Below are 24,201 nucleotides of genomic sequence, written 5' to 3'. Positions count from 1 at the left end.
ATTACTTCAGGTCCAGGTCAACAAAGTTGAAGTTGCCGTCAGGGATGACGTAGAAGCCAGACAGGTTCTTGGCACGCACAGACACCAGTTGCTCGGTGTTCAGGAAGATCCAGGGCGCATCCTTCCAGATCTTTTGCTGGGCATCGGCGTAGATCTTGCCGCGTGCCGCGGTGTCGGTGGTCACCAGCGCCTTGGCAATGTCGGCATTGACTTCGGCGTTGTTGTAGTAGGCGGTGTTAAAGCCCCGTGGAGGCGCGCTCTCACCGGCCAGCAGCGGACGCATCGCCCAGTCTGCCTCGCCGGTGGACGAGGACCAACCCACGTAGTACATGCGCACTGCGGCCTTGGCTGGATCCTGCACCGATTCCACTTCAGCGACGCGCTGGCCCGCTTCGAGCGCACGCACCGTCACCTTCACCCCCACCTGCGCGAGTTGCTGCTGGGCAAACTGGATGACCTTCTGGGCGGTGGAGTGGTTGTAGGCCGACCACAGGGTGCTCTCAAAGCCATTGGGGTAGCCGGCTTCCTTCAGCAAGGCCTTGGCCTTGGCAGGATCGTAGGGCCAGGGGCCCAGCTTGGTGGCAAATTCCACGCCCTTGGGCAGCACGCCTTCGGCAGGAATGGCCGAGCCGGCAAACGCCACCTTGGACAGTGCTTCCTTGTTGATCGCGTAGTTCAGCGCCTCACGCACCTTGGGGTTGTCAAACGGCTTTTGCGTCACATTCATCGAGATGTAGCGATGGATGATGGACGGGGCCTTGGTGACTTCCAGGCTTGGCTTCTTTTCCAGATTGGCCACGGCTTCGGGCGGCACCGGGAACGCGAAATGCGCTTCGTTGGTCTGCATCATCGAGGCACGGGTGTTGTTGTCCACCACCGGGCGCCAGGTGATCGAATCGACCTTGGGCAGGCCCTTTTGCCAGTAACCATCAAACTTGGCAACCTTCATGTAGTCGGATGGCTTCCACTCGACAAACTTGAAGGGGCCCGTGCCCACGGGGTGCTGCACGATGTCCTTGCCATACTGCTTGAGCGCAGCGGGCGAGATGATCACGCCCGAGGGGTGGGCGAGCGAGTTGACGAAAGGCGCAAACGGCTCCTTGAGCGTGAACTTGGCGGTGAGATCGTCCACCGCTTCGATCTTGGCGATGTTCTTGTACAGGTTGTAGCGCTTGAGCTTGTTGTCCGGGTTGATCACGCGCTCGAAGGTCTGCTTGACCGCTTCTGCGTTGAAGGGCGTGCCGTCGTGGAACTTCACGCCGCTGCGCAGCTTGAAGGTGTAGACCAGGCCGTCCTTGCTCACCTCAAAACCGGTGGCCAGCACGGGGACCATCTTCATGTCCTTGTCGAAGCCGTACAGGCCTTCGTAGAAGGACTTGGCCACGGCCTGCGACAAGGTGTCGTTGGCGTCATAGGGGTCGGTGGTCGTGAAGGTGGAAGCCACCGCTACCACCACGTCCTTGGCCGCATGGGCCGAAAACGCAGTACCCGCCAGCAGCATGGCGGCGGCGATCGAAGTCAAACGTCGTTGCATATCAACTCTCCTCTTCAGGTTTTGCATCGGCTGGCCCACCACGGCGGCGACCAGACCCACTACATTCTTGGCGTTACTCGGCTGGGCAATCCTGCGCGGGCTCAAGCCGGCTGCAGATCCTGCACCTGGCCGGCAGGCACCGCGGGCTGCGGCATCTCTTGGGCCACCCAGTGGCCCGGGCCCACCTCGCGCATCGGCAGCACGCGCGGCGGGTCGTCCACCCCGCGCACAGGGCTGGGGATCTCGGCCACATTCAAGGTGTGCTGGCGGCGTTGCGTCGGGTCGGCAATCGGCACGGCCGCCATCAGGCGCTTGGTATAGGGGTGCTGCGGGTTCTCGAACACCGCGCGGCGCGGCCCGATCTCGACGATCTGGCCCAGGTACATGACGGCCACGCGGTGGCTGACGCGCTCGACCACGGCCATATCGTGCGAGATGAACAAAAAGGCAATGCCAAACTCCCGCTGCAGGTCCATCATCAGGTTGATGATCTGCGCGCGGATCGACACATCGAGCGCAGAGACCGCCTCATCGGCAATCACCACCTTGGGGTTCAGGGCCAGCGCGCGGGCAATGGCGATGCGCTGGCGCTGGCCGCCCGAGAATTCATGCGGGTAGCGGTTGGCGGCAACCGGGGGCAGGCCGACCTTCTCCAGCAGCCACTCCACCTTTTTCTCGGCCTGCTCGCGCGGCAGCAGCTTGTGGATCAGCATGGGCTCCAGAATGCTGTAGCCCACGGTCAGGCGCGGATCGAGCGAGGCAAACGGGTCCTGGAAAATGAACTGGATATCGCGGCGCAGCGCCTGCAGCTGCGCGCCTTGCAGCTTGGCAATATCGCGCCCGGCCACCTGCACATCGCCGGACTGGAAATCGATCAAACGGGCCAGCGCGCGGCCCGTGGTGGATTTGCCGCAACCGGACTCTCCCACCACCGCCAAGGTCTCGCCCGGCTGCAGGCTCAGGCTCACCTGCTCGACCGCATAGACCTGGCGCTTGACGCCGCCAAACAGACCTTCCTTGATCGGGAAACGCGTCACGAGCTTGTTGACCTGCAACACCGGCTCACCGGCTTGCACGGTCGATGTCTCGGGCGCAGTGGTCTCGGCCTGCGCGCTCTGGCCCAGCAGACTGAAGCGCTCGGGCAAATCCTTGCCGCGCATGGCGCCCAGCTGCGGCACGGCGGCCAGCAGGTTGCGGGTATAGGTCTGCTGCGGGTTGGCAAACAGCTGCACGCAGTCCTGCTCTTCGACCTTGTCGCCGCGGTACATCACCAGCACGCGGTCGGCCACCTCGGCCACCACGCCCATATCGTGGGTGATGAAGATCACCCCCATGGACATCTCGCGCTGCAGCTCCTGCACCAGCGCCAGAATCTGGGCCTGGATGGTCACATCCAGCGCCGTCGTCGGTTCATCGGCAATCAGCAGCGAGGGCTTGCAGGACAGCGCCATCGCGATCATCACGCGCTGGCGCATGCCGCCAGACAGCTGGTGCGGGTGGCGCGTGAGCACATTGCGGGCCTCGGGAATGCGCACCAGCTCCATCATGCGCAGCGCCTCGGCCATCGCCGCGCTGTTGGACTTGCCCTGGTGCAAGCGAATCGATTCGGCAATCTGCTCGCCCACGGTGAACACCGGGTTGAGCGAGGTCATCGGCTCCTGGAACACCATCGCCATATCGGCCCCGCGCACCTGGCGCATCTGGGCGGAGGTGGCCTTGGCCAGGTCGATCGTGCCGGCATGGCGGCCGCGCAGCAGCATCGAGCCGCTGTCGATCTGGCCCCCGCCGGTCTCCACCAGCCGCATCAGCGCCAGCGACGTGACCGACTTGCCCGAGCCCGACTCGCCCACCACTGCCAGGGTCTGGCCGGCGTAGACATCGAGGTTCAGGTTTTTGACCACCTGCACCCGCCCCTGCTCGGTCTTGAAGCTCACGGACAGATCGCGCACCTGCAAAACGGGCGGCGTCAGGTCATCGTGGACGGGAGTAGAACTGGGGTTGGACATAGGTAGAAGGGGCAGTGCTGGGCTTCGCGAAGAAGGCACAAGCCGTAAAGCAGGACAGGCACCCGGGTTGGGACAAATCCTTGAGAAAAATCCCCGTGTTGGCAAGAACACTGAGGCATAGATATTCACCTGGGTGACAGTGTTTGCAATTGTAGAAAGCCGGGGGGCGGGTTTGGAGGCAAAACGGCCTATGGTTTTCACCTACGCAATTGCCGCAGAGGCGCGCACCATCGTGGTGCGGCGGCTTGCCCGTTGCAGGCAAGCCACCCCGTCATCGCCGGGGTCGGGTCAGGGCCCGTTGGTGGCCCCCTGTCTCAGCGATGCACGATCACGCTGGAGCCAAGGCGTCGTTGGCATAAATGGCCACGAGCGCCTCGCCATCGATGCCGATCTGGCCCCGGTACATGCCTTCGGAGTTGAAGCACAGCGAGACTTCGCCATCGGCGCCCACCGCAATCAGGCCGCCGTCGCCGCCCAGCGGTGGCAGCACGCGGTGGATGACCTCGGCCGTGGCCTGGGCCACCGACTCGCCCAGCAGCTCCACGCGCGCGGCCACCGTGTGGGCGGCCGAGCCCCGGATAAAGGCCTCGCCCACGCCGGTGCAGGACACAGCCACCACGCCATGCTTGGCATAGGTGCCCGCGCCCACCACGGGCGAGTCACCGACGCGCCCCGGCTTTTTGTTGGTCAGGCCACCGGTCGAGGTGGCGGCAGCCAGCTGGCCATGCACATCCAGCACCACCGCACCGACGGTGCCCATCTTCTTGCGCTCATCGAGCGGCGCGGCCTGGGCCTGGGTCTGGCTTTGCGCGGTGTGGTCCAGCGCCACCTGCTCGCGGCCCGACGCCAGCGCTGCGGCCTGCACGGTGCGCAGCTGGGTCAGGCGCTGCTCGGTCGAGAACCAGTCGCGCGCCACCATCTCGCAGCCCTGGGCCTGGGCAAAGCGCTCGGCCGCTTCGCCAATCATGAACACGGGCCCGCCCGCCTCCATCAGCGCCAAGGCGGCGCGCACCGGGTTGCGCACGGTGCTGACCCCGGCGAGCGAGCCGCAGGCCAGGTCGCGCCCGCGCATCACACAGGCATCCATCTCATGCGTGGCATCGGCCGTGAACACGGCGCCGCGCCCGGCGTTGAACAGCGGACATTCTTCGAGCAGGCGCACGGCCTCCACGGCCACTTCTTCGGCAGGCGCACCTGCCGCCAGCTTTTGCTGCGCGCCTTGCAGCACATCGCGCAAGGCCTCCCGGTAGGCCTGCTGCTGCGCGGGGGTGATGGAGGCGCGGGTGATGGTGCCGGCGCCGCCATGGATGGCGATCACGGGGCGAAAGGAGGAGATAGAGGTGGTCATAGTGCTTGGGCCGCTCGCGCCGTTGCGCGGCCAGCCGGTTCCAGGTGGTTCAATCAGGAAGAGAGCAGCGGCAGCAGCGTGGCGATAAAGGCCTCGGGCTGCTCATACTGCACCCAATGGCCGCTGTCGGGCAGCCGCACAAAGGCCTGCAGATGGGGCGTAACCGCGCGGTATTGGTGCTCCAGCGCGGGCATATAGCTTTTGTACAGGGCGTCATAGGCGCCATAGATCGCAGCGACCGGGCAGGCGATCTGCGGCAGCGACTGCGCCAGGATATCGGTGTTGGCCAGGCGCCGGCGCGGCAGGCGGTCCCGAACGACATTGTGCTGGTGCACGGCCAGGGCCTGGTCGTCTATCTTGGCGGCATCCCAGAGCATCAACGCGCCCAGGTTGTAGCGGTGCATCTCCTGCTGCTCGGCAGGGTCGCTCAGATGGCGCCAGCCCTTCAAGCTGAACTGCTTCTCCGGCACCACGCCCATGGCAGGGGCCCCCACCAGCACCAGGCGCTCGACCGCCTGCGGGTAGGCGGCGGTCAGCATGGCCGCCGTCATACCGCCAAAGGAGAAACCCATCAGCTGGCAAGGCAGCAGATCCAGCTGCGCCATGCCGGCATGCAAGGGCGCGAGCATGGCATCGGCGTCGGTACCCACCGCTGGCGGGTCGGAGTCGCCAAAGCCCGGCAGATCGGGCAGCCAGAGTTCATAGCCTTGGGCGAGCAGCGCATCGATATTGCGGATCCAGTGGGTCCAGCTGCCGCTGCCGCCATGGAGCATCACCAAGGGCAGCGTGCCAGGTCGGCGCTCGCCCCAGCTATGCCAGACCACAGTCTGGCCTTCAAAAACAGTGGTCCGCCGTGTCGCCTGGGCCAACAGCGTCTCGTAGAGCGCCGGCAGCGGCAGCAAGCCCGCAGTGCGGGTGTCTAGAACATCCGACATCGCAACGCTCACGCGGTCTGTCCGAGCAGTACCTGGGTCACCGCATCGATCGCAATGCTGTAGCCCTGCACCCCCAGGCCGCAGATGACCGCCTTGGCCACCGGCGCAATATAGGAATGGTGGCGGAAGGCCTCGCGGGCATGGACGTTGCTGATATGCAGCTCGATCACCGGCAGCGCCGCGCCCTTGATCGCATCCATCAAGGCCACGCTGGTGTGGGTGTAGGCCGCGGCATTGAGCACCACGCCGGCCAGTTGGCCCTCGCGCTGCAGCTGGCCCGCCTCGTGCAGCCAGTCGATCAACGCGCCTTCATGGTTGCTCTGGTGAAAACGCAGCGCCAGCTGGTTGCGGGCGGCCGCCTGGGCACACAGCTGCTCGACATCGGCCAAGGTGTGGGCACCATAGATGGTGGGCTCGCGCAGGCCCAGCAGGTTCAGGTTCGGGCCGTTCAGTACAAAAACAGTTTTCATCTCAGCTTCCACAACGGACAACAGCTGTGGATTATCCGAGCATTCGGCGCCCCAGCGCACAGCCCAAGCGACAGCTGGGCGGTTGGGCCCCCCGGCAAGCACCCATAAAAAAGCCCTGGCGGGCCAGGGCATCGGTTGCGCAAGCTGCCATGCAGCTCAATAGCGGTAGTAATCGCGGTCGTGGCGATGGTGGCGGTAGTAGCGGCCGGGAGGTGGGCCGTAGTACACGGGCGCTGGGCGGTACACGGGTGCGGGGCGGTAGACCACGGCAGGGGGTGGCGGCGCCACATAGACCGGCTGGGGTGCATACACAGGGGTAGGCGCCACATAGACGGGCTGGGGTGCGTACACCGGCGCGGGGGCCACGTACACCGGTGCGGGCACGTTGATACCCACCGACCAGGACACCCGGCTGGCATTGGCGCCAGCGCTCATCAGCGCCAAGCCAGTCAGCACCGCAGCGGCGGCCCAGCGAGAGCCTTGTTTCAGCATCGAATTGCGCATATTGATCTCCTTGCGAGAATCCCTGAAAAATGTCATTGAACTTTCAACGCGGCAAGCAGGCAGAAAGATACCAAAGGCTCTGCAAATTATGGTTTCAAGACAAGATATCCTGTTGCAAAGCGTAAATGGCATGCCCAAGTTCGGGTCAGAGCCCCAGAAACCGCAATACGTTCCAGCCATCAGGGTACTCCCTTAGAATACACAACTATGAATGCACCTGCCCCGAGCGCTTCGCACAACGGTAGTGACGAAGTGGTCAAACCCACCAATTTCCTGCGACAAATCATCGAGTCCGATCTCGAAAAAGGCAGCTACGCCCAGCGCCACTGGGGTGGTACGCCTGGCGATGCCCAGCACCACCAGCAGGGCCCCATCGACCAGGCCAAGATCCGCACCCGCTTTCCGCCTGAGCCCAACGGCTACCTGCACGTGGGCCACGCCAAGTCGATCTGCCTGAACTTTGGTCTCGCACGCGACTTTGGCGGCGTCTGCCACCTGCGCTTTGACGACACCAACCCGGAAAAGGAAGACCAGGAGTATGTGGACGGCATCATCGATGCCGTGCGCTGGCTGGGCTTTGACTGGAAGGACCCGAGCGGCGAGCAAAACCTCTACTACGCCAGCAACTACTTCGACTTCATGTACCGTTGCGCGGTCTACCTGATCGAGCAAGGCCTGGCCTATGTCGACGAGCAGTCGGCCGAAGAGATGCGCGCCAACCGGGGCGACTTCACGCGCCCGGGCGTCAACAGCCCGTTCCGCGACCGCAGCGTGGCCGAGAACCTGCAGCGCTTTGCCGACATGAAGGATGGCAAGCTGCCCGATGGCGCGGCCGTGCTGCGCGCCAAGATCGACATGACGGCGCCCAATATCAACCTGCGCGATCCTGCGATCTACCGGGTGCGCCATGCCGAGCACCACAATACCGGCAACCAATGGTGCATCTACCCAATGTACACCTTTGCGCACCCGATCGAGGACGCCTACGAGCACATCACCCACTCGATCTGCACCTTGGAGTTCGAGGACCAGCGCCCCTTCTACGACTGGTTGCTGGACCACCTGCGCAGCGGCGGCCTGATCGATGCGCCCCAGCCGCGCCAGTACGAATTCTCGCGCCTGAACCTGACCTATGTGATCACCAGCAAGCGCAAGCTCAAGCACCTGGTGGACAACCAATTGGTCAGCGGCTGGGACGACCCACGCATGCCCACCGTCGTCGGCCTGCGCCGCCGTGGCTACACGCCCGCGTCCATCCGCAATTTCTGCGAGCGCATTGGTGTCACCAAGGACTACGCCTGGATCGACTACGCCACCTTGGACGGCTGCCTGCGCGAAGACCTGGAGAACCAGGCCCACCGTGCGATGGTGGTGCTGGACCCGGTCAAGCTGGAGCTGAGCAACTGGGCCGAGGTGTTTGGCAGTGCCGAGCACCTCGAAGCCTGCAGCCTGCCCGCCCTGCCCCACCCGGCAGAAGGCCAGGCCGCGCCTGAGCGCCACTTCAGCCTGGGCCGCGAGGTCTGGATCGAGCGCGAAGACTTTGCCGAGGTCCCCCCCAAGGGCTACAAGCGCCTCTTCCCCGGCAACAAGGTGCGCCTCAAGGGCGGCTATGTGATCGAATGCACCGGCTGCGAGAAGGATGCCGATGGCGTGATCACCAAGGTGCTGGCCACCGTGGTGCCCGACACCAAGAGCGGCACCCCTGGTGCGGACAGCGTCAAGGTCAAGGCCGCCATCACCTGGGTGGGCGTGGCCGATGGCGTGCAAGCCGAAGTGCGCCTCTATGACCGCCTGTTCACCGATCCGCAGCCCGATGCCGGCGGCAAGGACTTCCTGGCCCTGCTCAACCCGGATAGCCTCAAGGTCGTGACCGCCTATGTCGAGCCCTCGCTCAAGGCTGCGCAGCCCGATGACAAGTTCCAGTTCGAGCGCTTTGGCTACTTTGTGGCCGACCGCCATGACCACCGCAGCGACAAGCCGGTGTTCAACAAGATCACCGGTTTGAAGGATTCCTGGGGCAAGTAAGCGCCAGGCCTGATCCGCTGAACCCCAACTCGCCCCAGCAAGCTGCGGCGGGTTTTTTCATGGGTGTTCAGGCCGGATCAGCTGTCTATCGCGTCTGCAGACCCCGCCTGCTTGCGCAGCTCGAACTTCTGGATCTTGCCGGTGCTGGTCTTGGGCAGCTCGCCAAACACCACCGCACGCGGGATCTTGAAGCCGGCCAAATGCTTTTTACAGTGGGCAACGATGTCCTCGGCGCTCACCTGGGCGCCAGGCTTGAGCTCGACAAAGGCGCAAGGCGTCTCGCCCCAGCGCGCATCGGGCTTGGCCACGACGGCCGCAGCCAGCACGGCGGGGTGGCGGTAGAGGACATCCTCGACCTCGATCGACGAGATGTTCTCGCCGCCCGAGATGATGATGTCCTTGCTGCGGTCCTTGATCTTGATATAGCCATCGGGGTCCTGCACCGCCAGGTCACCGGTGTGGAACCAGCCACCGCGAAACGCCTCCTGCGTGGCTTCGGGGTTTTTCAGGTAACCCTTCATCGCGATATTGCCGCGCAGCATGATCTCGCCCATGGTCTGGCCATCCTGCGGCACCGGCGCCAGCGTCTCCGGGTCGCGCACCTGGGCATCGCGCTGCAGGTGGTAGCGCAGGCCCTGGCGGGCGTTGAGACGGGCACGCTCACCCACATCCATGCCCTGCCAGTCGGGCTGCTGGGCGCAGACCATCACCGGGCCATAGACCTCCGTCAGCCCATAGACATGGGTCAGGTCAAAGCCCAGCTGCTCCATGCCCTCGATCATGGCCGCAGGCGGCGCAGCACCGGCCACCATGCATTTGACGCCAGCGGGCACGCCTTCCTTCAAGGCCGCCGGCGCATTGACCAGCAGGCTGTGCACAATCGGCGCGCCGCAGTAATGGCTCACGCCATGGTGCTTGATCGCCGCAAAAATGGCCTGTGCATCGACCCGGCGCAGGCAGACATTGACGCCGGCGCGCAGCGCCACCGTCCAGGGAAAGCACCAGCCATTGCAGTGGAACATCGGCAGGGTCCACAGGTAGACCGCAAACTTGGGCATGTCCCATTCCAGCACATTGCTGATGGCATTCACCGCCGCGCCCCGGTGGTGGTAGACAACGCCCTTGGGGTTGCCCGTGGTGCCGCTGGTGTAGTTGAGCGCAATCGCGTCCCACTCATCGCCGGGCAGCTGCCAGTCAAAACCGGCATCGCCCTGGGCCAGCAAGGCCTCGTAGCTGAGGTTCCCCAGCCGCTCGCTGGCCTCGCCGTAGAGCGCATCCTCCACATCCACCAGCAGGATGGGCGCCTGCGATTGGCGCAGCGCCAAGGCCTTGGCCACGACGCTGGCGTATTCCGGGTCCACGACCAGCGCCTTGGCCTCGCCATGGTCCAGCATGAAGGCAATCGTCTGCGGATCGAGCCGGGTGTTGAGGGTGTTGAGCACGGCCCCTGCCATCGGCACGCCAAAATGCGCCTCCACCATCGGCGGCGTGTTGGGCAGCATCACCGCCACCGTGTCGTTCTTGCCAATGCCATGCTGCTGCAAGGCGCTGGCCAGCTGGCGGCAGCGCGCATAGGTCTGCGCCCACGTCTGGCGCAGCTCGCCATGGATGATGGCGAGGCGCTCGGGGTAGACCTCGGCGCTGCGGGCGATAAAGCCCAGCGGGGTCATGGGGGTGTGGTTGGCCCCGTTTTGCTCGAGCCCGGTGTCAAAAATGCTGTTCATCAGTGCGTGTCTCCTCGGCAAACACTGTGCCACAAGCGGCTGACACGAACATTGCACGCTGTCACGTGACCAATAGCCGGGATTTGCCATTGACCCGGGGGCAGATTGGGGTGGCGCTGCGGCGGCGCAGCCCGGCATGCGCGACAATAGCCGGGTGTCCATCCCCCAGTCATTTATCCAGGAGCTGCTCTCCCGCGTCGACGTTGTCGATGTGGTCGGCCGCTATGTGCAGCTGAAAAAAGGCGGCGCCAACCTCATGGGGCTGTGCCCCTTCCATGGCGAGAAATCGCCCTCCTTCAGCGTCAGCCCCTCCAAGCAGTTCTACCACTGCTTTGGCTGCGGCAAAAACGGCAATGCCATCGGTTTTCTGATGGATCACACCGGCATGGGCTTTCGCGAAGCGGTGACCGACCTGGCCCAGAGCGTGGGCCTGCCGGTGCCCGAGGACGATGTCTCGCCTCAGCAGCGCGAGCGCGCGGCGCAGGCGCGCGAAAAGCAGGCCTCGCTCACCGACCTGCTCGAAAAAGCGGGTGACGCCTACCGCAAGCAGCTGTCGCAGTCGCCCAAGGCTATTGCCTACCTTAAAGGCCGGGGCGTCAGCGGCGTCACCGCCAAGCGCTTTGGCCTGGGCTATGCGCCCGAGGGCTGGCGCAGCCTGGCGAGTATCTTCCCCGCCTATGACGATCCCAAGCTGGTCGAAGCGGGCCTGGTGATTGAATCGGACGACGGCGAAGGCAAGCGCTACGACCGCTTTCGCGACCGGGTGATGTTCCCCATCCGCAATATCAAGGGCGAATGCATCGGCTTTGGCGGCCGTGTGTTTGGCGATGAAAAGCCCAAATACCTGAACTCGCCCGAAACCCCGGTCTTCCACAAGGGCCGCGAGCTCTATGGCCTGTTTGAGGCCCGCACCGCCATCCGCGAGCATGGCTATGTGCTGGTGACCGAGGGCTATATGGATGTCGTGGCGTTGGCCCAGCTCGGCTTTCCGAATGCGGTGGCCACCCTGGGCACCGCCTGCACGCCCGACCATGTGCACAAGCTGTTCCGCTTTACCGACACCGTCGTCTTCAGCTTTGACGGCGATGCCGCCGGCCGCCGCGCGGCCCGCAAGGCGCTCGATGGCGCGCTGGCCTATGCCAGCGACACCCGTAGCATCAAGTTTCTCTTCTTGCCCGCCGAGCACGACCCGGACAGCTTTGTGCGCGAATATGGCGCCGACGCCTTTGCCCGCCATGTGCATGACGCCACGCCGCTGTCGCGCTTCTTGCTCGAAGCGGCCAGCGAGCTGTGCGACCTGGGCCAGGCCGAAGGCCGGGCCCGCATGTCCAGCAACGCCCGCCCGCTGTGGAACCTGCTGCCCGATGGCGCCCTCAAGCGCCAGTTGCTCGGTGAGATCGCCGACAAGGCCCAGTTGCCCGCCGCCGAGCTGGAAGGCCTGTGGCAAAAGGCCACTGCGCAAGAGCAGGCGCGCCAAAGCGGCGCTGGCCAGGCTGCGGCCAGCAGCGGCCCGCGCCACGCGCCCTCCTGGGATGCCCCGCCGGTGGGCGCTGACAGCATGCCCGCCTATGGCGATGCGCCGCCCTGGGGCAGCGACACGGCCATGGACCGCTACCCCGGCCAGCGCAACGACAGCTTTGGCGAGCCGCGCGGCGCCCATGGCAGCGGCAACGGCTACACCAAGCGAAGTGGCGAGTGGCGCCCCGGCCAGGGGGGCCGCAAAGGCGGCTGGCAGCCCCGCCCCGAGCCGCAACCGCCAATGCCCAGCGTAGCGGTGACCCGCGAAGACCAGGCCGCGCGCCTGCTGCTGTCGCACATGGCATTTTTGGAGAATTTCTCGCCCGAAGACGCCGCCACCCTTGCCCAGCTGCCCGCCCCCCATGGGCCGCTGTTCGCCTGGGTCGAGCAGCAGTTCCTCAGCCACGGCGCCCAGTCCTGGGCCGTGCTGCGCGAGCACCTGCGAGGCCATGCGGTCGAGGCCTTTGCCACCGCGCTGATGCGGGGCCAGCATGCCCAGATTGATGGCCCGCTCGATGAGATCCGCGCCGAGCTGCGCGACTCCCTCAGCCGCATCGTGCTCGACCAGCTCGAGGAGCAAAACCGCCAGCTGGTTACCCAGGCCTCCGATCCGCAGGCGCTGCGCCGCTACCAGAGCAATTTCCACCGCATCGGCCTGCTCAAGCGCCAGGTCAATAAATAGGCGCGGCTCCAAATTGCCAGGGGGCATATAAAAATATTTGCCCCGATTGCCGTACAGGCCCTTGACATTGGCCAAAAAGGTATAATATTTGACACATCGGCAAGAGCGACAGCAGCACCTCCGGACCGGGCCCGTATGAAGAATCATGCGATTTGCCACCAGCGCAAGTGCCCAAAATACCGCAAGGACTGCATTCCAAATGTTCGCCCCCACATCTTGCCTTGAGGCTTAGCGCCTCGTGCAGCCGCGTTATTCGCCACATTTTGTTGCGTTTTACCGCTGCAGTTTCAATGCGCCGGTGATGGCGCTTGCCAGTTTTCTTTGTGTGTTCTCTTTGCTCTGAGGGTGTCCATGCCAGCTACAAAGTCCGCGAAGTCGTCCGTCAAGTCGTCCACTACCACCAGCGCGGCCAAAAGTGCCAAAGCTACAGCAGCCAGCCCTGCCGCCCAACCGGCGGCCAAACGCGCGACTGCTGCAGCAGGCAAAACCGTAAAAGCCAGTGCTGCGCCCACCCCAGCCAAGGCAGCGACGAAGAAGGTTAGCTCCGTGTCCGAAAAACAACGCCTGTCCCAGGCCGAACTGCTCAAGGCAGCCGATGCCCTGCTCAATGCAGGCGCCCCCAAAAAGCGTGCCGCCAAGAAAAGCGAAGCCGCCGAAGAAGATACCCCGGTGAAGGCCAAGGCCGCCACCAAGACTGCGACCAAGGCCAAGACCGCCAAGGCCGAAGACGACAAGCCCAAGGCGCCGCGCAAGACCGCCGCCAAGACCACCAAGGCCAAAGCCAAGGACAAGGGCGATGAAGATATCGACGATACCGATTTCTCGGACATCGAAGAGGACATCGCGGGCGACAGCGAAGAGGTCGTAGAGGTCTCCGCATCGCCAGACGCGCCGACCGAAAAGGTCAAGCCGCTGCGCATGAAGGTCTCCAAGGCCAAGGAACGCGCCTTGATGAAGGAGTTCGGCCTCGACGAAGCCGTGCTGACCGAAGAGGAAATGTCCACCCGCCGCCAGCGCCTCAAAGCGCTGATCAAGCTGGGCAAGACGCGCGGCTACCTGACCAACGCCGAAATCTCCGACCACTTGCCCGACAAGCTGGTCGATGCTGAGACGCTGGAAGTGGTGATCTCCATGTTGAACGACATGGGCGTGGCCGTCTACGAACAGACGCCCGACGCAGAGACCCTGCTGCTGAACAACACCGGTCAATCGGCCACCACCGAAGAAGAAGCCGAAGAAGAAGCAGAAGCGGCTTTGTCGACGGTCGATTCCGAATTCGGCCGCACCACCGACCCGGTTCGCATGTACATGCGTGAAATGGGCACGGTCGAGCTGTTGACGCGCGAAGGCGAAATTGAAATCGCCAAGCGCATCGAAGGCGGCCTGCAGGACATGATGCTGGCCATCAGCGCATCGCCCGCGACCATTGCCGAGATTCTGGCAATGGGCGAAGAGATCCGCGAAGGCAAGGTGGTCATCTCCACCGTGGTGGACGGCTTCTCCGACGCCGACGAAAACGACGACTACGTGGCCGAAGAAGACTTCGACGAATACGACGAAGAGGACGACGACGACGGCAAGGGCGGCTCCAAGGCGCTGACCAAGAAGCTCGAAGAGCTCAAGAACGAGGCGCTGTCGCGCTTTGCCAAGCTGCAGTCGCTGTTCGAGCAACTGCACGCGGCCTATGACAATAGCGGCTACGGCTCGTCCCAGTACACCAAGGTGCAGGACCAGCTGTCGGCCGAGCTGATGACCATCCGCTTTACCGCCAAGACCATTGAAAAGCTCTGCGACATGCTGCGCGAGCAGGTCGACAGCGTGCGCCAGAAAGAGCGTGCCCTGCGCAAGATCATTGTCGAGAAGTGCGGTCTGCCCCAGGAGAAGTTCATCCAGCTGTTCCCTGCCAACCTGCTCAACCTGCAATGGATCGAGAAGGAAGCGCAAGCGGGCAACAGCTGGAGCGCCATCATGGGCCGCAATATCCCGCCGGTGCAAGAGCTGCAGCAGAACCTGATCGATCTGCAAGCCCGTGTCGTTGTGCCGCTCGATGAGCTCAAGCTCATCAACAAGCGCATGAACGACGGCGAGCGCGCATCGCGCAATGCCAAGAAGGAAATGATCGAGGCGAACTTGCGCCTGGTGATCTCGATTGCCAAGAAGTACACCAACCGGGGTCTGCAGTTCCTGGATCTGATCCAGGAAGGCAACATCGGCTTGATGAAGGCCGTGGACAAGTTTGAATACCGCCGCGGCTACAAGTTCTCGACCTATGCGACCTGGTGGATTCGCCAGGCGATCACGCGCTCGATTGCGGACCAGGCCCGTACCATCCGTATTCCGGTGCACATGATCGAGACGATCAACAAGATGAACCGCATCAGCCGCCAGCACTTGCAGGAGTTCGGCTTTGAGCCCGATGCCTCCATCCTGGCCGAGAAGATGGAGATCCCGGAAGACAAGATCCGCAAGATCATGAAGATCGCCAAAGAGCCGATCTCGATGGAAACGCCGATTGGTGATGATGACGACAGCCACCTGGGTGACTTCATCGAAGACAGCGCCAACACGGCGCCGGTCGATGCAGCAATGCAGGCCGGTCTGCGCGATGTGGTCAAGGACATCCTCGATGGCCTGACCCCGCGCGAAGCCAAGGTGCTGCGCATGCGCTTCGGTATCGAGATGTCCACCGACCACACCTTGGAAGAAGTGGGCAAGCAATTTGACGTGACGCGTGAGCGCATCCGCCAGATCGAGGCCAAGGCGCTGCGCAAACTCAAGCACCCCAGCCGCTCGGACAAGCTGCGCAGCTTCATCTAAGCGCTTGCCCAGCCCTGCAAGACCTGCGGATCGCAAGACCCAGGTCTTGCCACCCAACCCCGCCTCGGCGGGGTTTGTTTTTGGGCGCAGACTGCCCACGGCGCAGACGCCGTCACTCGCTTTGCGTCACAATCAGCGCCATGCCTTCCGATCTGCCCCGCGCCGTCCAGCCCCTGCCCGCCACCGTGATCACGCCTGAGGGCGCGCTTTTGCGGCTGGATGCGGTTGCGGCCGAAGTGCCGGTGGCGCTGGTGTTCAATGGCATCTCGCATGCGGTGATGATGTGCAGCCCGCAGGACCTGGAGGTGTTTGCGCTGGGCTTTGCGCTGTCCGAGGGCATCATCGACCAGGCAGCCGACTGCTACGGCATCGAGGTGCAGCCGCTGGCGCCCTGCGGCACGGACCCGGAGGCACCGGGCATCAGCGTGGAGATGCAGATCGCCAGCCGCTGCTTTGTGCGCCTCAAGGAGCGGCGCCGCGCCCTCACCGGCCGCACCGGCTGCGGCATCTGCGGCATCGATTCGATGGACGCCCTCGATCTGGTGCCCGAGCCACTGCCGCAGCTGCCCGACTGGGCCCAGCACCTGGACCTGGCGGCCTTGCAGACGGCGTTTTCTCAGCTGCCCCAGCAGCAGCTGCTCAACCAGCAGGCCGGCGCCGTCCATGCCGCTGGCTGGGCCACGCCGGCCGGGCAATTGCAGGTCGTCCTGGAGGACGTAGGCCGCCACAACGCGCTGGACAAGCTGCTGGGCCATATGGCGCAGCAGCAGATGCTGGGCCAGCCCGGCTTGGTGGTGATGACCAGCCGCGCCAGCTACGAACTGGTGCGCAAATGCGCCCGCATGGGCCTGCCGGTGCTGGCCACCATCTCCGCGCCCACCACGCTCGCCATCCAGGTGGCCAACCAGGCCGGTATGCGCCTGTTTGGCCTGTGCCGGGGCCCGCGTGTGGTGCGCTACAGCACCCTCTGACAAGTTCCAGACAGGTACCAAACAGGCACCAGATGGGTGCCAGACAGCGGCAAAACCGGGCGCTGGCCCGGCAGCGCACCGGTGCCACTTCGGCGCGGCAGCGCCTTGCGGACGGCCTTTGCACACTCAAAAACCGTAGCAATTGAACAACACTTCCGCCGCCGCCTGGGTCCAATCGTCAGCTGCGCCTATACATCGTGGCTGAAGAGCTATTAAACTTGTAGCAGATGTTGCCGCGACGCCGATCGCACCCTCTCAGTGGATTTGCATGCGAAGGCCTGGGCCTCGCTCCTCAACACAGCGCAAGGAGACCCTTACATGAGCGCCAAGGAAAACACCGCCATCAACCAGCTCTTCGAGCGGTTGGAGTGCCGCTACGCTTTGCGTGTGCTCTGGGCATTGCGGGACGGACATCCCCAGACCTTCCGCTTGCTGCAAGACAGCGTGGGCGGCATCACGCCCAACACGCTCAACACCCGCATCAAGGAGCTGCGCGAGGCCGGCTTTCTCGACCACAACAGCGATGGCTACACGGTCACCCCCTCCGGGCAAGACCTGCTCAAGCGCCTGTCCGACGTGCAGGCCTTTGCCACGCGCTGGGTGGCGGCGCAGACCAAGAAGTAAATTCCCGCCCGCCGAAGCCCTTTTTTGCCCCCTGGAGCCCGCCTTGTGCGGGCTCTGTGTTTGGCAGGCGGGTATGATCGCTGCTGGTAGCAAAGCACTCACAAAGGATTTACATGACCACCGTCACCACCCCCTCCGGCCTGCAGTACGAAGACACGGAAGTTGGCACCGGCGCCGAAGCGGCCAAGGGCCAACAAGTCACCGTGCACTACACCGGCTGGCTCTTCAACAATGGCGAGCAAGGCGCCAAGTTCGACTCCAGCAAGGACCGCAATGACCCCTTCGTGTTCCCCCTGGGCGCCGGCATGGTCATCAAGGGCTGGGACGAAGGCGTGCAGGGCATGAAGGTGGGCGGCAAGCGCACGCTGATCATCCCCGCTGAACTGGGCTATGGTGCACGCGGCGCAGGCGGCGTGATTCCTCCCAACGCCACGCTCAAGTTCGATGTGGAACTGCTGAAGGTCTAAGCGACGCAGGCCCCCTGGCCTGTGATCCACACCTTCCCAAAAACTGCACATGGCGCCCAGCCTGTGCAGTTTTTTCATATCCGGGCCCGCCTGGTGGAGGCTATTTGGCGAGGGGCGCGGACTGGCTGGTGCAGCAGCTCACCGCCCAGGTCACGAACACGCCCAATGGCACGCCAAACACCGCGGCCAACGTGGGCTGGATGCCCCACCACAGATGGGCCGAGGCCTGCGCCCCGGGCGCCAGGCTGTTGATCGGCATGTTGACGACCATGTAGTACAAGGTGATGCCCAGGCCCGCAGCCATGCCGCAGACAGCGCCCCGCCGCGTAGCGCCGCGCCAGTACAGGCCCAGCAGCATGGCTGGCACAAAGGCCGCTGCAGCGATCGAGAACGAGGCCGACACCAGCACCAAAATGCCCGAGCTGCGCACCGAGGCGACGGCCGCGGCCGCAAGCGCCACCAGCAGCAAGGTGAACTTGGACAGAATCACGCGCTGCTGCGGCGTGACCGACTTGCCCCGCTCGACCAGGTAGAGATCGCGCACCAGCGCATTGCTGATGGTCAACAGCAGACCATCGGCTGTCGATAGCGCAGCGGCCAGCCCGCCGGCCGCCACCAGGCCCGAGACCACAAATGGCAGGCCGCCCAGCTCGGGCGTGGCCAGCATGATCAGGTCGGCGCCCAGATGGATCTCGCCCCACTGCACAATGCCGTCGCCGTTCACATCCTCGATCGACAGCAAGGCGTTGTCCATGCGTGTCCACTGCGCAATCCAGGCCGGCAGCGCATCGAAATGGCTGCCCACCAGGCCTTGCATCACCTCCAGCTTGACCAGGGCGGCGAGCGCGGGCGCACTGGTGTAGAGCAGCACCACAAAGAACAAGGTCCAGACCACCGAGCTGCGCGCGGCAGCCGGGCTGGGCAAGGTGTAGTAGCGGGTGAGCAAATGCGGCAGGCCGGCGGTGCCCAGCATCAGGCAGAACATCAGCGCCATGAAGTTGCGCCGCGACAGGCTCTCTTGCTCCTGCGCGCTTTGCTCCGAGCCCAGCATCGGCGCATAGGGCAAGGTGTGCTGCGGCATGCCGCCCAGCGGCTGGGCGCGGGCATAGTTCTCGCGCATCGCCGCCGTCCACAGCTCGCGCGCGCTGGTCTCGTCCTGCGGCAGCGCCGCCAGCTCGCGCCCGGCGGCCAGCACCTGGTTCAGATCGGCATTGCTGATGCGCAGCTGCTGCACCTTCTCCTGCAGGCGCGTGCGCTCGGCCTCCAGTGCGGCGGGAATATTGCGCAGCCGCGATTCATACAGCATGCCCTTTTGCAAAAACACCAGCTCCACATCGCGCTCGGCCGAATCGCTCAGCAGCCCCTTCTCGTACTCGGCGATCTTGCCCAGATCCTGGGTGTAGGCCACGGCGGCGACCGGGCTGCCCAGGCGCTGGTAGGCCAGCCAGGAGACCGGAATCAGAAAGGCCAGCAGGATCATCACATACTGCGCGACCTGGGTCCAGGTGATGGCACGCATGCCGCCCAGAAAGGAGCAGACCAGCACGCCGCCCAGCCCCAGCATGATGCCGATCTCGAACTGCACGCCGGTCAGCCGCGAGGCGATCAGGCCCACCGCATAGATCTGCGCCACCACATAGGAAAACGAGCACATCACCGCAGCGACAGCGGCAATCACGCGCGGCCAGCGCCCGCCATAACGCAGCTGGAAAAAATCGGGCAAGGTGTAGAGATTGAGCGCACGCAGCTGCGGCGCAATCAGCAGCGCCACCAGCACAAAGCCGCCGCTCCAGCCCAGCAGGTAGGCCAGCCCCCCGGCTTGCTGGCTGGTGCCGGCAAAGCCCTGCAAATACAGCGCGCCCGACAGCGATAAAAAGGACGCCGCGCTCATCCAGTCGGCCGCAGTGGCCATGCCGTTGTAGAGCGGCGGAATGCGGCGCCCCGCGACGTAGTACTCCTCCGAATCGGCCGTGCGCCCCCAGACGCCAATGGCCGCATACATCATCACCGGCACAAACAGAAAGAGCGGGCCGATCCACTGGCGCGACAGACCGGTGCGCTCGGCCCAGGCCACCAGGCCGATGAAGCAGCCCAGGCCCAGCAGGTACAGCACAAAGAACTTATGGTTTCGTGCCATGGTGACTGCGGGCAACCTGCACGTCTTTCTCCGGATGGCGGTGCATGTACAAGGCGTAGCCGGCAACCAGCAGCACATACAGCACCGGCAGCACCGATGCCCCATAGAGGTAGGCCGTGCCATTGCCCCAGATCGCATCGATCTCGGGCGCCCAGTACAGGCCGCCAAAGGTGCTGAGCACCAGCACCAGCAAGACCAGCAGCTTCATCGCGTTGAGTGGCATGGGTTCAAAAGGGGCAGGGTTGGGGTGCGAGGAATCCATCGGGGCCTTTCAAGCCGAATGACTGAGACAGCAGCAGGCTGCAGCCCGCATTCTTGCATTTTGTCGCAGATGGGACTGGTTTGCCCAGCGCCTTAGGGGAAGCACCGTGATCGCCCGCGACATCGCTTTTGATAATGCCTGCACAGGCTTGGGCCGCGCTGCAGCAAAGCCGGGCACTGCCAACGACGACAAAAAACAGACAGGAGACAAGCATGACCCTTCGCACATCCACCGCTGCTGCCAGCTTGCTGGCATGCGCCACCTTGGCCGTCCAGGCCGCCGGCATCTCCGATGACAAGGTCAGGATCGGCGTGCTCAGCGACATGTCGGGCCAGTACGCAGACTCGGGCGGCAAAGGCTCGGTCGAGGCGGCCAAGATGGCGGTCGAAGACTTTGGCGCCAAGGTACTGGGCAAGCCGGTGGAAGTGGTCTTTGCCGACCACCAGAACAAGGCCGATATCGGCGGCACCAAGGCACGCCAGTGGTGGGATGCCGAAGGTGTGGACATGATCGTCGACATCAACAACTCGGCCATCGCCGGCGCGGTGTTCACGATGGCCAAGGAGCGCGGCAAGGTCGCCATCAGCACGGGCGCACTGTCCACCGGGCTGACCAATGAATTCTGCGGCCCCACCTCGATCCACTACACGGTCGATTCGTACTCGCTGGGCAAGTCGGCGGTGCAAAGTATCCTGGCCCAGGGCAAGAAGGACTGGTACATCGTGGCCGTCGATTACGCCTACGGCAAGGTAACGGCAGCCACGGTCACCGACTTCGTCAAGGAAGGAGGCGGCAAGGTGCTGGGCACCGTCTACCACCCCTTCAATGCCAGCGATTTCTCGTCCTTCATGATGCAGGCCCAGGCCAGCAAGGCGCAGGTGATCGCGCTGGCCAATGCCACGCAGGACACCGTCAACTCCATCAAGACGGCGCGTGAGTTTGGCATGACCAAGAACCTCACCTTTGTGCCCCAGCTGATCTACATCAACGATGCCCATGCGATGGGGCTGGAGCTGGGCCAGGGCCTGACCTTTGCGACCGCTTTCTACTGGGACCGCAACGATGCCTCGCGCGAATGGGCCAAAAAATACCAGGCCCGCATGAAGAAGATGCCCTCGATGAACCAGGCCAGTGTCTACTCGGCCGTCACCCAGTACCTCAAGGCCATCGAGGCGGCGGGCACCGACGACGGCCTGGCCGTGACCAAGCAGCTCAAGACCATGAAGATCAACGACATGTTCTCGCAAAACGGCTATGTGCGCGAGGATGGCCGCATGGTGCATGACATGTTCCTGGTGCAGATGAAGACCCCCAAGGAATCCAAGGGCCCCTGGGACTACTACAAGATCCTCGACACCATCCCGGGCGAACAGGCCTTCCAGCCGCTGTCCAAGAGCACCTGCTCGCTGGTCACGCAGAAGTAAGCGCGGTTGCAGCGCAGGCGCCGTGGGAGCGCCTGCGAAAGCACCTGCCAAGGCGACTTACAAATAAATACGATTGCGGGCGGGGCCTTTTAACCCCTTGCGGGCGGGCAGCGCGATTCAGGGCAGACCACCACTTCTGCAGCGCCCTGCCATGCACACCATCCTCCCCCCCACCCCTGCTTCGTGCCGCGCACGCAAGCCCCGTACCCTCCACGCACTGGCCGCATGGGCCCTGCTTGCCAGCATCCTGCTGGGCAGCCTGCCCGCACAGGCCAGCCAGCTGGCCGATGTGCAGATCATTGACCGCAGCAGCGGCCAGCGCCTGCCGCTGTACTACCACCAGGGCGAATACTGGGTGGCGGGCCAGCCGGGCAGCAGCTATGCGGTCGATATCAACAACCGCAGCCGGGGCCGCATCCTGGCCGTGCTCAGCATTGATGGCATCAACGCCATCAGCGGCCAGGCCGCCGCAGCCGTGCCCGACGATGGCTATGTGCTGGGCAGCCGCCAGCAATGGGCCATTGCAGGCTGGCGAAAGAGCGACCAGCAGGTGGCGGCCTTCTATTTCTCGCACAGCGAAGACGCTTATGCCGCACGCACCGGCCGGCCGCGAGATATCGATCGGCGTCGCGGTGTTCCGCGAGCGCGCCCCCCTGCCCCAGCCCCCGATCGCACGCAACAGTGCCGCGCAAAAAAGCACGGCACCGGCTGCCGAAGCCAGCATCGCCGATAGTGCAGCGCCTGCGATGCCCAGCGCCTCGGTGCAGCCGCCCACAGCCGCTCCTGCGGCATCTGCGGCCCTCAGTGCCTCGGCCGCCGCAGAATCGCGCCAGGCCAGCGCGCCGGCCGCCGCGCCCACGCCGGTGGCACCGCGCCTGGGCACCGGCCATGGCGCGCTGGAGCGCTCCGCCACGCGGACCACGGAGTTCCACAGCGCCAGCAGCAGCCCGGCGCAGATCATCCGCATCCGCTACGACAGCTATGCCAACCTGGTGGCCCAGGGCGTCATCCGCGCGCCACAGCCCGCCGTGCAGCCGGCGCCCCGCCCCTTTCCGGCATCGCCCTCTGGCTATGTACCTGATCCGCCTGCCTATTGAGGGCCAGCAGCCGCAGGCATCGCCGTGCTGCGGCGTGCGATTTTCTCCACATGGGCCACCAGCGGGCGCAGGCTTTTGCATAATCTGCCGCATGGTAGATGCACTGCAAGACGACCAAGCGCTGATGCTGGCCTACGCCGGCGGCCAAGTCGCGGCGTTTGAGCAGCTCTACCAACGCCACAGCCAGCGCCTGTGGCGCTATTTTTTCCGCAATACCGGCAATGCTGCGCTCGCCGATGACCTGGCGCAGGAGACCTGGTTTGCCGTGGTCGATGGCGCCCAGCGCTACCAACCCCAGGCGCAGTTCACGACCTGGGCGTTTACCCTGGCGCACCACAAACTGGTGGACCACTGGCGCCGCCACAAAGCCCACCGCAGCCTCGATGAAGAGGACAGCGAAGGCATGCGCCTGGCCGAGACCTTGTTTGCCAACTCCGGCTTTGACCCCGAGCGCCTGCAAGGCCGCAAGGACCTGGCGCGTGCTTTGCTCGCTGCCCTGGCCCAGTTGCCGCCCGAACAGCGCGAGGCCTTTTTGCTGCAGGCTGAGGCCGATATGTCGGTGGCCGACATTGCCGCGGCTACGCAGGTGACCCAGGAAACCGCCAAAAGCCGCTTGCGCTATGCCCGCGCCAAACTGCGCCAGGCCATCGAGGTGACCGCATGAACACACCGCAAGACCCCAAGCGGCCCGATGCCCTGGTCGACCTGTACTGCGAGGCCAGCGCGCAGGACGCCGGCCCGAGTGACGCCAGCACGGCGCAGATCCTGGCCCATGCGCGCGCCAAAGCCGCACAGGGCCCCGGGCCAGCCGCTACGCCTACCGATCTGGACAGCCCCGGTCAGCCAGGCCAGCACTTCCGGGGCGAGGCCGCCAATGACCGCCGCTGGTGGCTGCAGGCCCTGGGCAGCCTGGCTGCCATTGGCCTGGTCAGCTGGCTGGCGCTGCAGCACCTGAATGAGCCCGGCGCGCCGCAGCTGGAGGCGCCGCAGATGGACAGCGCGCCCAGCGCTGCATCGGCACCGCCTCCACCACCTAGCGCACCCGCCGCACCCACCGCCGCCGACAGGGCGGCGAGCCCCGACAGCGCCAAGATGCGCAGCGAAGTGGCGCCCATAGGCCAAGCAGCAAGCTCTGCCGCCGATGCGGCGCCCCCGCCTGCCCCCGCTTCTGCTGGCGCAGGCGCGAGCAGCGCCAATACCGCACCCGCGCCAGCCATCGCACCCGCCCCGCAGGCAGAGCGCCGCATGCCGCCGGCAGCCGCGCCTACGCCAGTAGCGCCGCCGATGCCAGCACCTGCGGCACCCGCTACAGCCGCCGTTGCACCCGCATACCCTGCTGTCTCACCCGCTGCCAGAAAGCAGGCCGCCGAAGAAAAACGCGCGGCCGAGCGGCCAGCGCCACCGATAGCCGCAGCACCGGCTGCATCAGAAGCTGCCTCCGCGCTGGCCGCTGCGCCCACCCTGCCCCCATGCAGCGCCGATCTGGACCCCCAGGCCCTGGCCGAGCAGCGCCGCCGCATCCAGGCCTATGACAAGGCCTTGGCCGCTGGCTTGCCAGCACCTGCACCGCTGCCGGTATGCCGCCCCGCGCCCGCCCATGAGGCAGAGCCTGCACAGCCAGTGGACAGCCGCTGAGTCCCCGCCAAGCAGTGTGCA

20 protein-coding genes are annotated in these 24,201 nt (G+C 64.8%); 11 read left to right on the top strand and 9 right to left on the bottom strand.

Features of this window, described 5'->3' with window-relative positions:
- Nucleotide 1: 1 nt before the first annotated feature.
- The 6 genes from gsiB to F0Q04_RS09960 all read right to left on the bottom strand — a co-directional run bounded on the left by gsiB (nucleotide 2) and on the right by F0Q04_RS09960 (nucleotide 6,797).
- Nucleotides 2-1,534 carry a glutathione ABC transporter substrate-binding protein GsiB gene (gene gsiB / locus F0Q04_RS09985; protein ID WP_182345314.1) on the bottom strand — a complete coding sequence of 511 codons (1,533 nt, stop codon included), beginning with the start codon at nucleotides 1,532-1,534 and terminating at the stop codon, nucleotides 2-4.
- 101 nt (nucleotides 1,535-1,635) lie between these two features.
- Nucleotides 1,636-3,540, bottom strand: a complete 1,905-nt coding sequence (locus F0Q04_RS09980) for a dipeptide ABC transporter ATP-binding protein (RefSeq protein WP_182345313.1) — start codon at nucleotides 3,538-3,540, stop codon at nucleotides 1,636-1,638.
- Nucleotides 3,541-3,868: 328 nt separating this feature from the next.
- Nucleotides 3,869-4,888, bottom strand: a complete 1,020-nt coding sequence (locus F0Q04_RS09975) for an isoaspartyl peptidase/L-asparaginase family protein (protein ID WP_182345312.1) — start codon at nucleotides 4,886-4,888, stop codon at nucleotides 3,869-3,871.
- Nucleotides 4,889-4,941: 53 nt separating this feature from the next.
- Nucleotides 4,942-5,823 carry an alpha/beta fold hydrolase gene (locus F0Q04_RS09970; RefSeq protein WP_182345311.1) on the bottom strand — a complete coding sequence of 294 codons (882 nt, stop codon included), beginning with the start codon at nucleotides 5,821-5,823 and terminating at the stop codon, nucleotides 4,942-4,944.
- A gap of 8 nt (nucleotides 5,824-5,831) precedes the next feature.
- The gene (gene aroQ, locus F0Q04_RS09965) at nucleotides 5,832-6,293 is read right to left on the bottom strand and encodes a type II 3-dehydroquinate dehydratase (RefSeq protein ID WP_182345310.1); all 462 of its coding nucleotides are present in this window, start codon (nucleotides 6,291-6,293) and stop codon (nucleotides 5,832-5,834) included.
- A 156-nt stretch (nucleotides 6,294-6,449) separates the two neighbouring features.
- On the bottom strand, nucleotides 6,450-6,797 hold the full coding sequence (locus F0Q04_RS09960; RefSeq protein ID WP_232539573.1) for a hypothetical protein: 348 nt from the start codon (nucleotides 6,795-6,797) through the stop codon (nucleotides 6,450-6,452).
- A gap of 207 nt (nucleotides 6,798-7,004) precedes the next feature.
- On the opposite strand from F0Q04_RS09960, the gene F0Q04_RS09955 reads away from it, so the two are divergent.
- A complete protein-coding gene (locus F0Q04_RS09955) occupies nucleotides 7,005-8,822 on the top strand; it encodes a glutamine--tRNA ligase/YqeY domain fusion protein (RefSeq protein ID WP_182345309.1) in 1,818 nt (605 codons plus the stop codon).
- Nucleotides 8,823-8,899: 77 nt separating this feature from the next.
- Here the strand turns inward: F0Q04_RS09955 and F0Q04_RS09950 are convergent, their stop codons facing one another.
- A complete protein-coding gene (locus F0Q04_RS09950) occupies nucleotides 8,900-10,546 on the bottom strand; it encodes an acyl-CoA synthetase (RefSeq protein ID WP_182345308.1) in 1,647 nt (548 codons plus the stop codon).
- A gap of 136 nt (nucleotides 10,547-10,682) precedes the next feature.
- Here F0Q04_RS09950 and dnaG point away from each other — a divergent pair, with 136 nt between their 5' ends.
- From dnaG to F0Q04_RS09925, 5 genes are all read left to right on the top strand, one after another.
- Nucleotides 10,683-12,746, top strand: coding sequence for a DNA primase (dnaG, locus tag F0Q04_RS09945; RefSeq protein WP_232539571.1), 2,064 nt, complete (start codon nucleotides 10,683-10,685; stop codon nucleotides 12,744-12,746).
- A 351-nt stretch (nucleotides 12,747-13,097) separates the two neighbouring features.
- Nucleotides 13,098-15,563: an RNA polymerase sigma factor RpoD gene (rpoD, locus tag F0Q04_RS09940; RefSeq protein ID WP_182345307.1), complete on the top strand. Its 2,466-nt coding sequence runs from the start codon at nucleotides 13,098-13,100 to the stop codon at nucleotides 15,561-15,563.
- 140 nt (nucleotides 15,564-15,703) lie between these two features.
- Nucleotides 15,704-16,534 carry a formate dehydrogenase accessory sulfurtransferase FdhD gene (fdhD, locus tag F0Q04_RS09935; protein WP_182345306.1) on the top strand — a complete coding sequence of 277 codons (831 nt, stop codon included), beginning with the start codon at nucleotides 15,704-15,706 and terminating at the stop codon, nucleotides 16,532-16,534.
- Between the two features lie 318 nt (nucleotides 16,535-16,852).
- Complete coding sequence (locus F0Q04_RS09930) at nucleotides 16,853-17,158, top strand: winged helix-turn-helix transcriptional regulator (protein WP_027010615.1); 306 nt, start codon at nucleotides 16,853-16,855, stop codon at nucleotides 17,156-17,158.
- Nucleotides 17,159-17,271: 113 nt separating this feature from the next.
- Nucleotides 17,272-17,625 (top strand): FKBP-type peptidyl-prolyl cis-trans isomerase, encoded by a 354-nt coding sequence (locus F0Q04_RS09925; protein ID WP_116925004.1) that lies wholly within the window; start codon nucleotides 17,272-17,274, stop codon nucleotides 17,623-17,625.
- 100 nt (nucleotides 17,626-17,725) lie between these two features.
- On the opposite strand, the gene F0Q04_RS09920 is transcribed toward F0Q04_RS09925, so the two are convergent.
- Complete coding sequence (locus F0Q04_RS09920; protein ID WP_182345305.1) at nucleotides 17,726-19,762, bottom strand: VC_2705 family sodium/solute symporter; 2,037 nt, start codon at nucleotides 19,760-19,762, stop codon at nucleotides 17,726-17,728.
- Nucleotides 19,746-20,024, bottom strand: coding sequence for a hypothetical protein (locus tag F0Q04_RS09915; protein WP_182345304.1), 279 nt, complete (start codon nucleotides 20,022-20,024; stop codon nucleotides 19,746-19,748). Before F0Q04_RS09915 ends, F0Q04_RS09920 begins: the two co-directional genes overlap by 17 nt.
- A gap of 212 nt (nucleotides 20,025-20,236) precedes the next feature.
- On the opposite strand from F0Q04_RS09915, the gene F0Q04_RS09910 reads away from it, so the two are divergent.
- From F0Q04_RS09910 to F0Q04_RS09890, 5 genes are all read left to right on the top strand, one after another.
- Nucleotides 20,237-21,448 carry an ABC transporter substrate-binding protein gene (locus F0Q04_RS09910; RefSeq protein WP_027010617.1) on the top strand — a complete coding sequence of 404 codons (1,212 nt, stop codon included), beginning with the start codon at nucleotides 20,237-20,239 and terminating at the stop codon, nucleotides 21,446-21,448.
- A 151-nt stretch (nucleotides 21,449-21,599) separates the two neighbouring features.
- Nucleotides 21,600-22,181 carry a hypothetical protein gene (locus F0Q04_RS09905; protein WP_182345303.1) on the top strand — a complete coding sequence of 194 codons (582 nt, stop codon included), beginning with the start codon at nucleotides 21,600-21,602 and terminating at the stop codon, nucleotides 22,179-22,181.
- Between the two features lie 13 nt (nucleotides 22,182-22,194).
- The gene (locus F0Q04_RS09900; RefSeq protein ID WP_182345302.1) at nucleotides 22,195-22,545 is read left to right on the top strand and encodes a hypothetical protein; all 351 of its coding nucleotides are present in this window, start codon (nucleotides 22,195-22,197) and stop codon (nucleotides 22,543-22,545) included.
- Nucleotides 22,546-22,636: 91 nt separating this feature from the next.
- Complete coding sequence (locus F0Q04_RS09895; protein ID WP_232539570.1) at nucleotides 22,637-23,209, top strand: sigma-70 family RNA polymerase sigma factor; 573 nt, start codon at nucleotides 22,637-22,639, stop codon at nucleotides 23,207-23,209.
- Nucleotides 23,206-24,180: a hypothetical protein gene (locus F0Q04_RS09890; protein ID WP_182345301.1), complete on the top strand. Its 975-nt coding sequence runs from the start codon at nucleotides 23,206-23,208 to the stop codon at nucleotides 24,178-24,180. Before F0Q04_RS09895 ends, F0Q04_RS09890 begins: the two co-directional genes overlap by 4 nt.
- Nucleotides 24,181-24,201 lie beyond the last annotated feature (21 nt).

The sequence above is a fragment of the Comamonas koreensis genome, assembly GCF_014076495.1.
GTDB lineage: Bacteria > Pseudomonadota > Gammaproteobacteria > Burkholderiales > Burkholderiaceae_C > Comamonas > Comamonas squillarum.
The sequence above is the reverse complement of the archived record's forward strand: the minus strand, read 5'-3'. Positions and strand labels throughout refer to the sequence as shown.

Coding starts and splice junctions, on each gene's coding strand:
- fdhD (WP_182345306.1), top strand. CDS start 15,704: ATGCCTTCCGATCTGCCCCGCGCCGTCCAGCCCCTGCCCGCCACCGTG.
- F0Q04_RS09960 (WP_232539573.1), bottom strand. CDS start 6,797: ATGCGCAATTCGATGCTGAAACAAGGCTCTCGCTGGGCCGCCGCTGCG.
- F0Q04_RS09955 (WP_182345309.1), top strand. CDS start 7,005: ATGAATGCACCTGCCCCGAGCGCTTCGCACAACGGTAGTGACGAAGTG.
- F0Q04_RS09980 (WP_182345313.1), bottom strand. CDS start 3,540: ATGTCCAACCCCAGTTCTACTCCCGTCCACGATGACCTGACGCCGCCC.
- rpoD (WP_182345307.1), top strand. CDS start 13,098: ATGCCAGCTACAAAGTCCGCGAAGTCGTCCGTCAAGTCGTCCACTACC.
- F0Q04_RS09900 (WP_182345302.1), top strand. CDS start 22,195: ATGCCCAGCGCCTCGGTGCAGCCGCCCACAGCCGCTCCTGCGGCATCT.
- gsiB (WP_182345314.1), bottom strand. CDS start 1,534: ATGCAACGACGTTTGACTTCGATCGCCGCCGCCATGCTGCTGGCGGGT.
- F0Q04_RS09890 (WP_182345301.1), top strand. CDS start 23,206: ATGAACACACCGCAAGACCCCAAGCGGCCCGATGCCCTGGTCGACCTG.
- F0Q04_RS09925 (WP_116925004.1), top strand. CDS start 17,272: ATGACCACCGTCACCACCCCCTCCGGCCTGCAGTACGAAGACACGGAA.
- F0Q04_RS09950 (WP_182345308.1), bottom strand. CDS start 10,546: ATGAACAGCATTTTTGACACCGGGCTCGAGCAAAACGGGGCCAACCAC.
- F0Q04_RS09895 (WP_232539570.1), top strand. CDS start 22,637: ATGGTAGATGCACTGCAAGACGACCAAGCGCTGATGCTGGCCTACGCC.
- F0Q04_RS09910 (WP_027010617.1), top strand. CDS start 20,237: ATGACCCTTCGCACATCCACCGCTGCTGCCAGCTTGCTGGCATGCGCC.
- dnaG (WP_232539571.1), top strand. CDS start 10,683: ATGCGCGACAATAGCCGGGTGTCCATCCCCCAGTCATTTATCCAGGAG.
- F0Q04_RS09915 (WP_182345304.1), bottom strand. CDS start 20,024: ATGGATTCCTCGCACCCCAACCCTGCCCCTTTTGAACCCATGCCACTC.
- F0Q04_RS09975 (WP_182345312.1), bottom strand. CDS start 4,888: ATGACCACCTCTATCTCCTCCTTTCGCCCCGTGATCGCCATCCATGGC.
- F0Q04_RS09905 (WP_182345303.1), top strand. CDS start 21,600: ATGCACACCATCCTCCCCCCCACCCCTGCTTCGTGCCGCGCACGCAAG.
- F0Q04_RS09920 (WP_182345305.1), bottom strand. CDS start 19,762: ATGGCACGAAACCATAAGTTCTTTGTGCTGTACCTGCTGGGCCTGGGC.
- F0Q04_RS09970 (WP_182345311.1), bottom strand. CDS start 5,823: ATGTCGGATGTTCTAGACACCCGCACTGCGGGCTTGCTGCCGCTGCCG.
- F0Q04_RS09930 (WP_027010615.1), top strand. CDS start 16,853: ATGAGCGCCAAGGAAAACACCGCCATCAACCAGCTCTTCGAGCGGTTG.
- aroQ (WP_182345310.1), bottom strand. CDS start 6,293: ATGAAAACTGTTTTTGTACTGAACGGCCCGAACCTGAACCTGCTGGGC.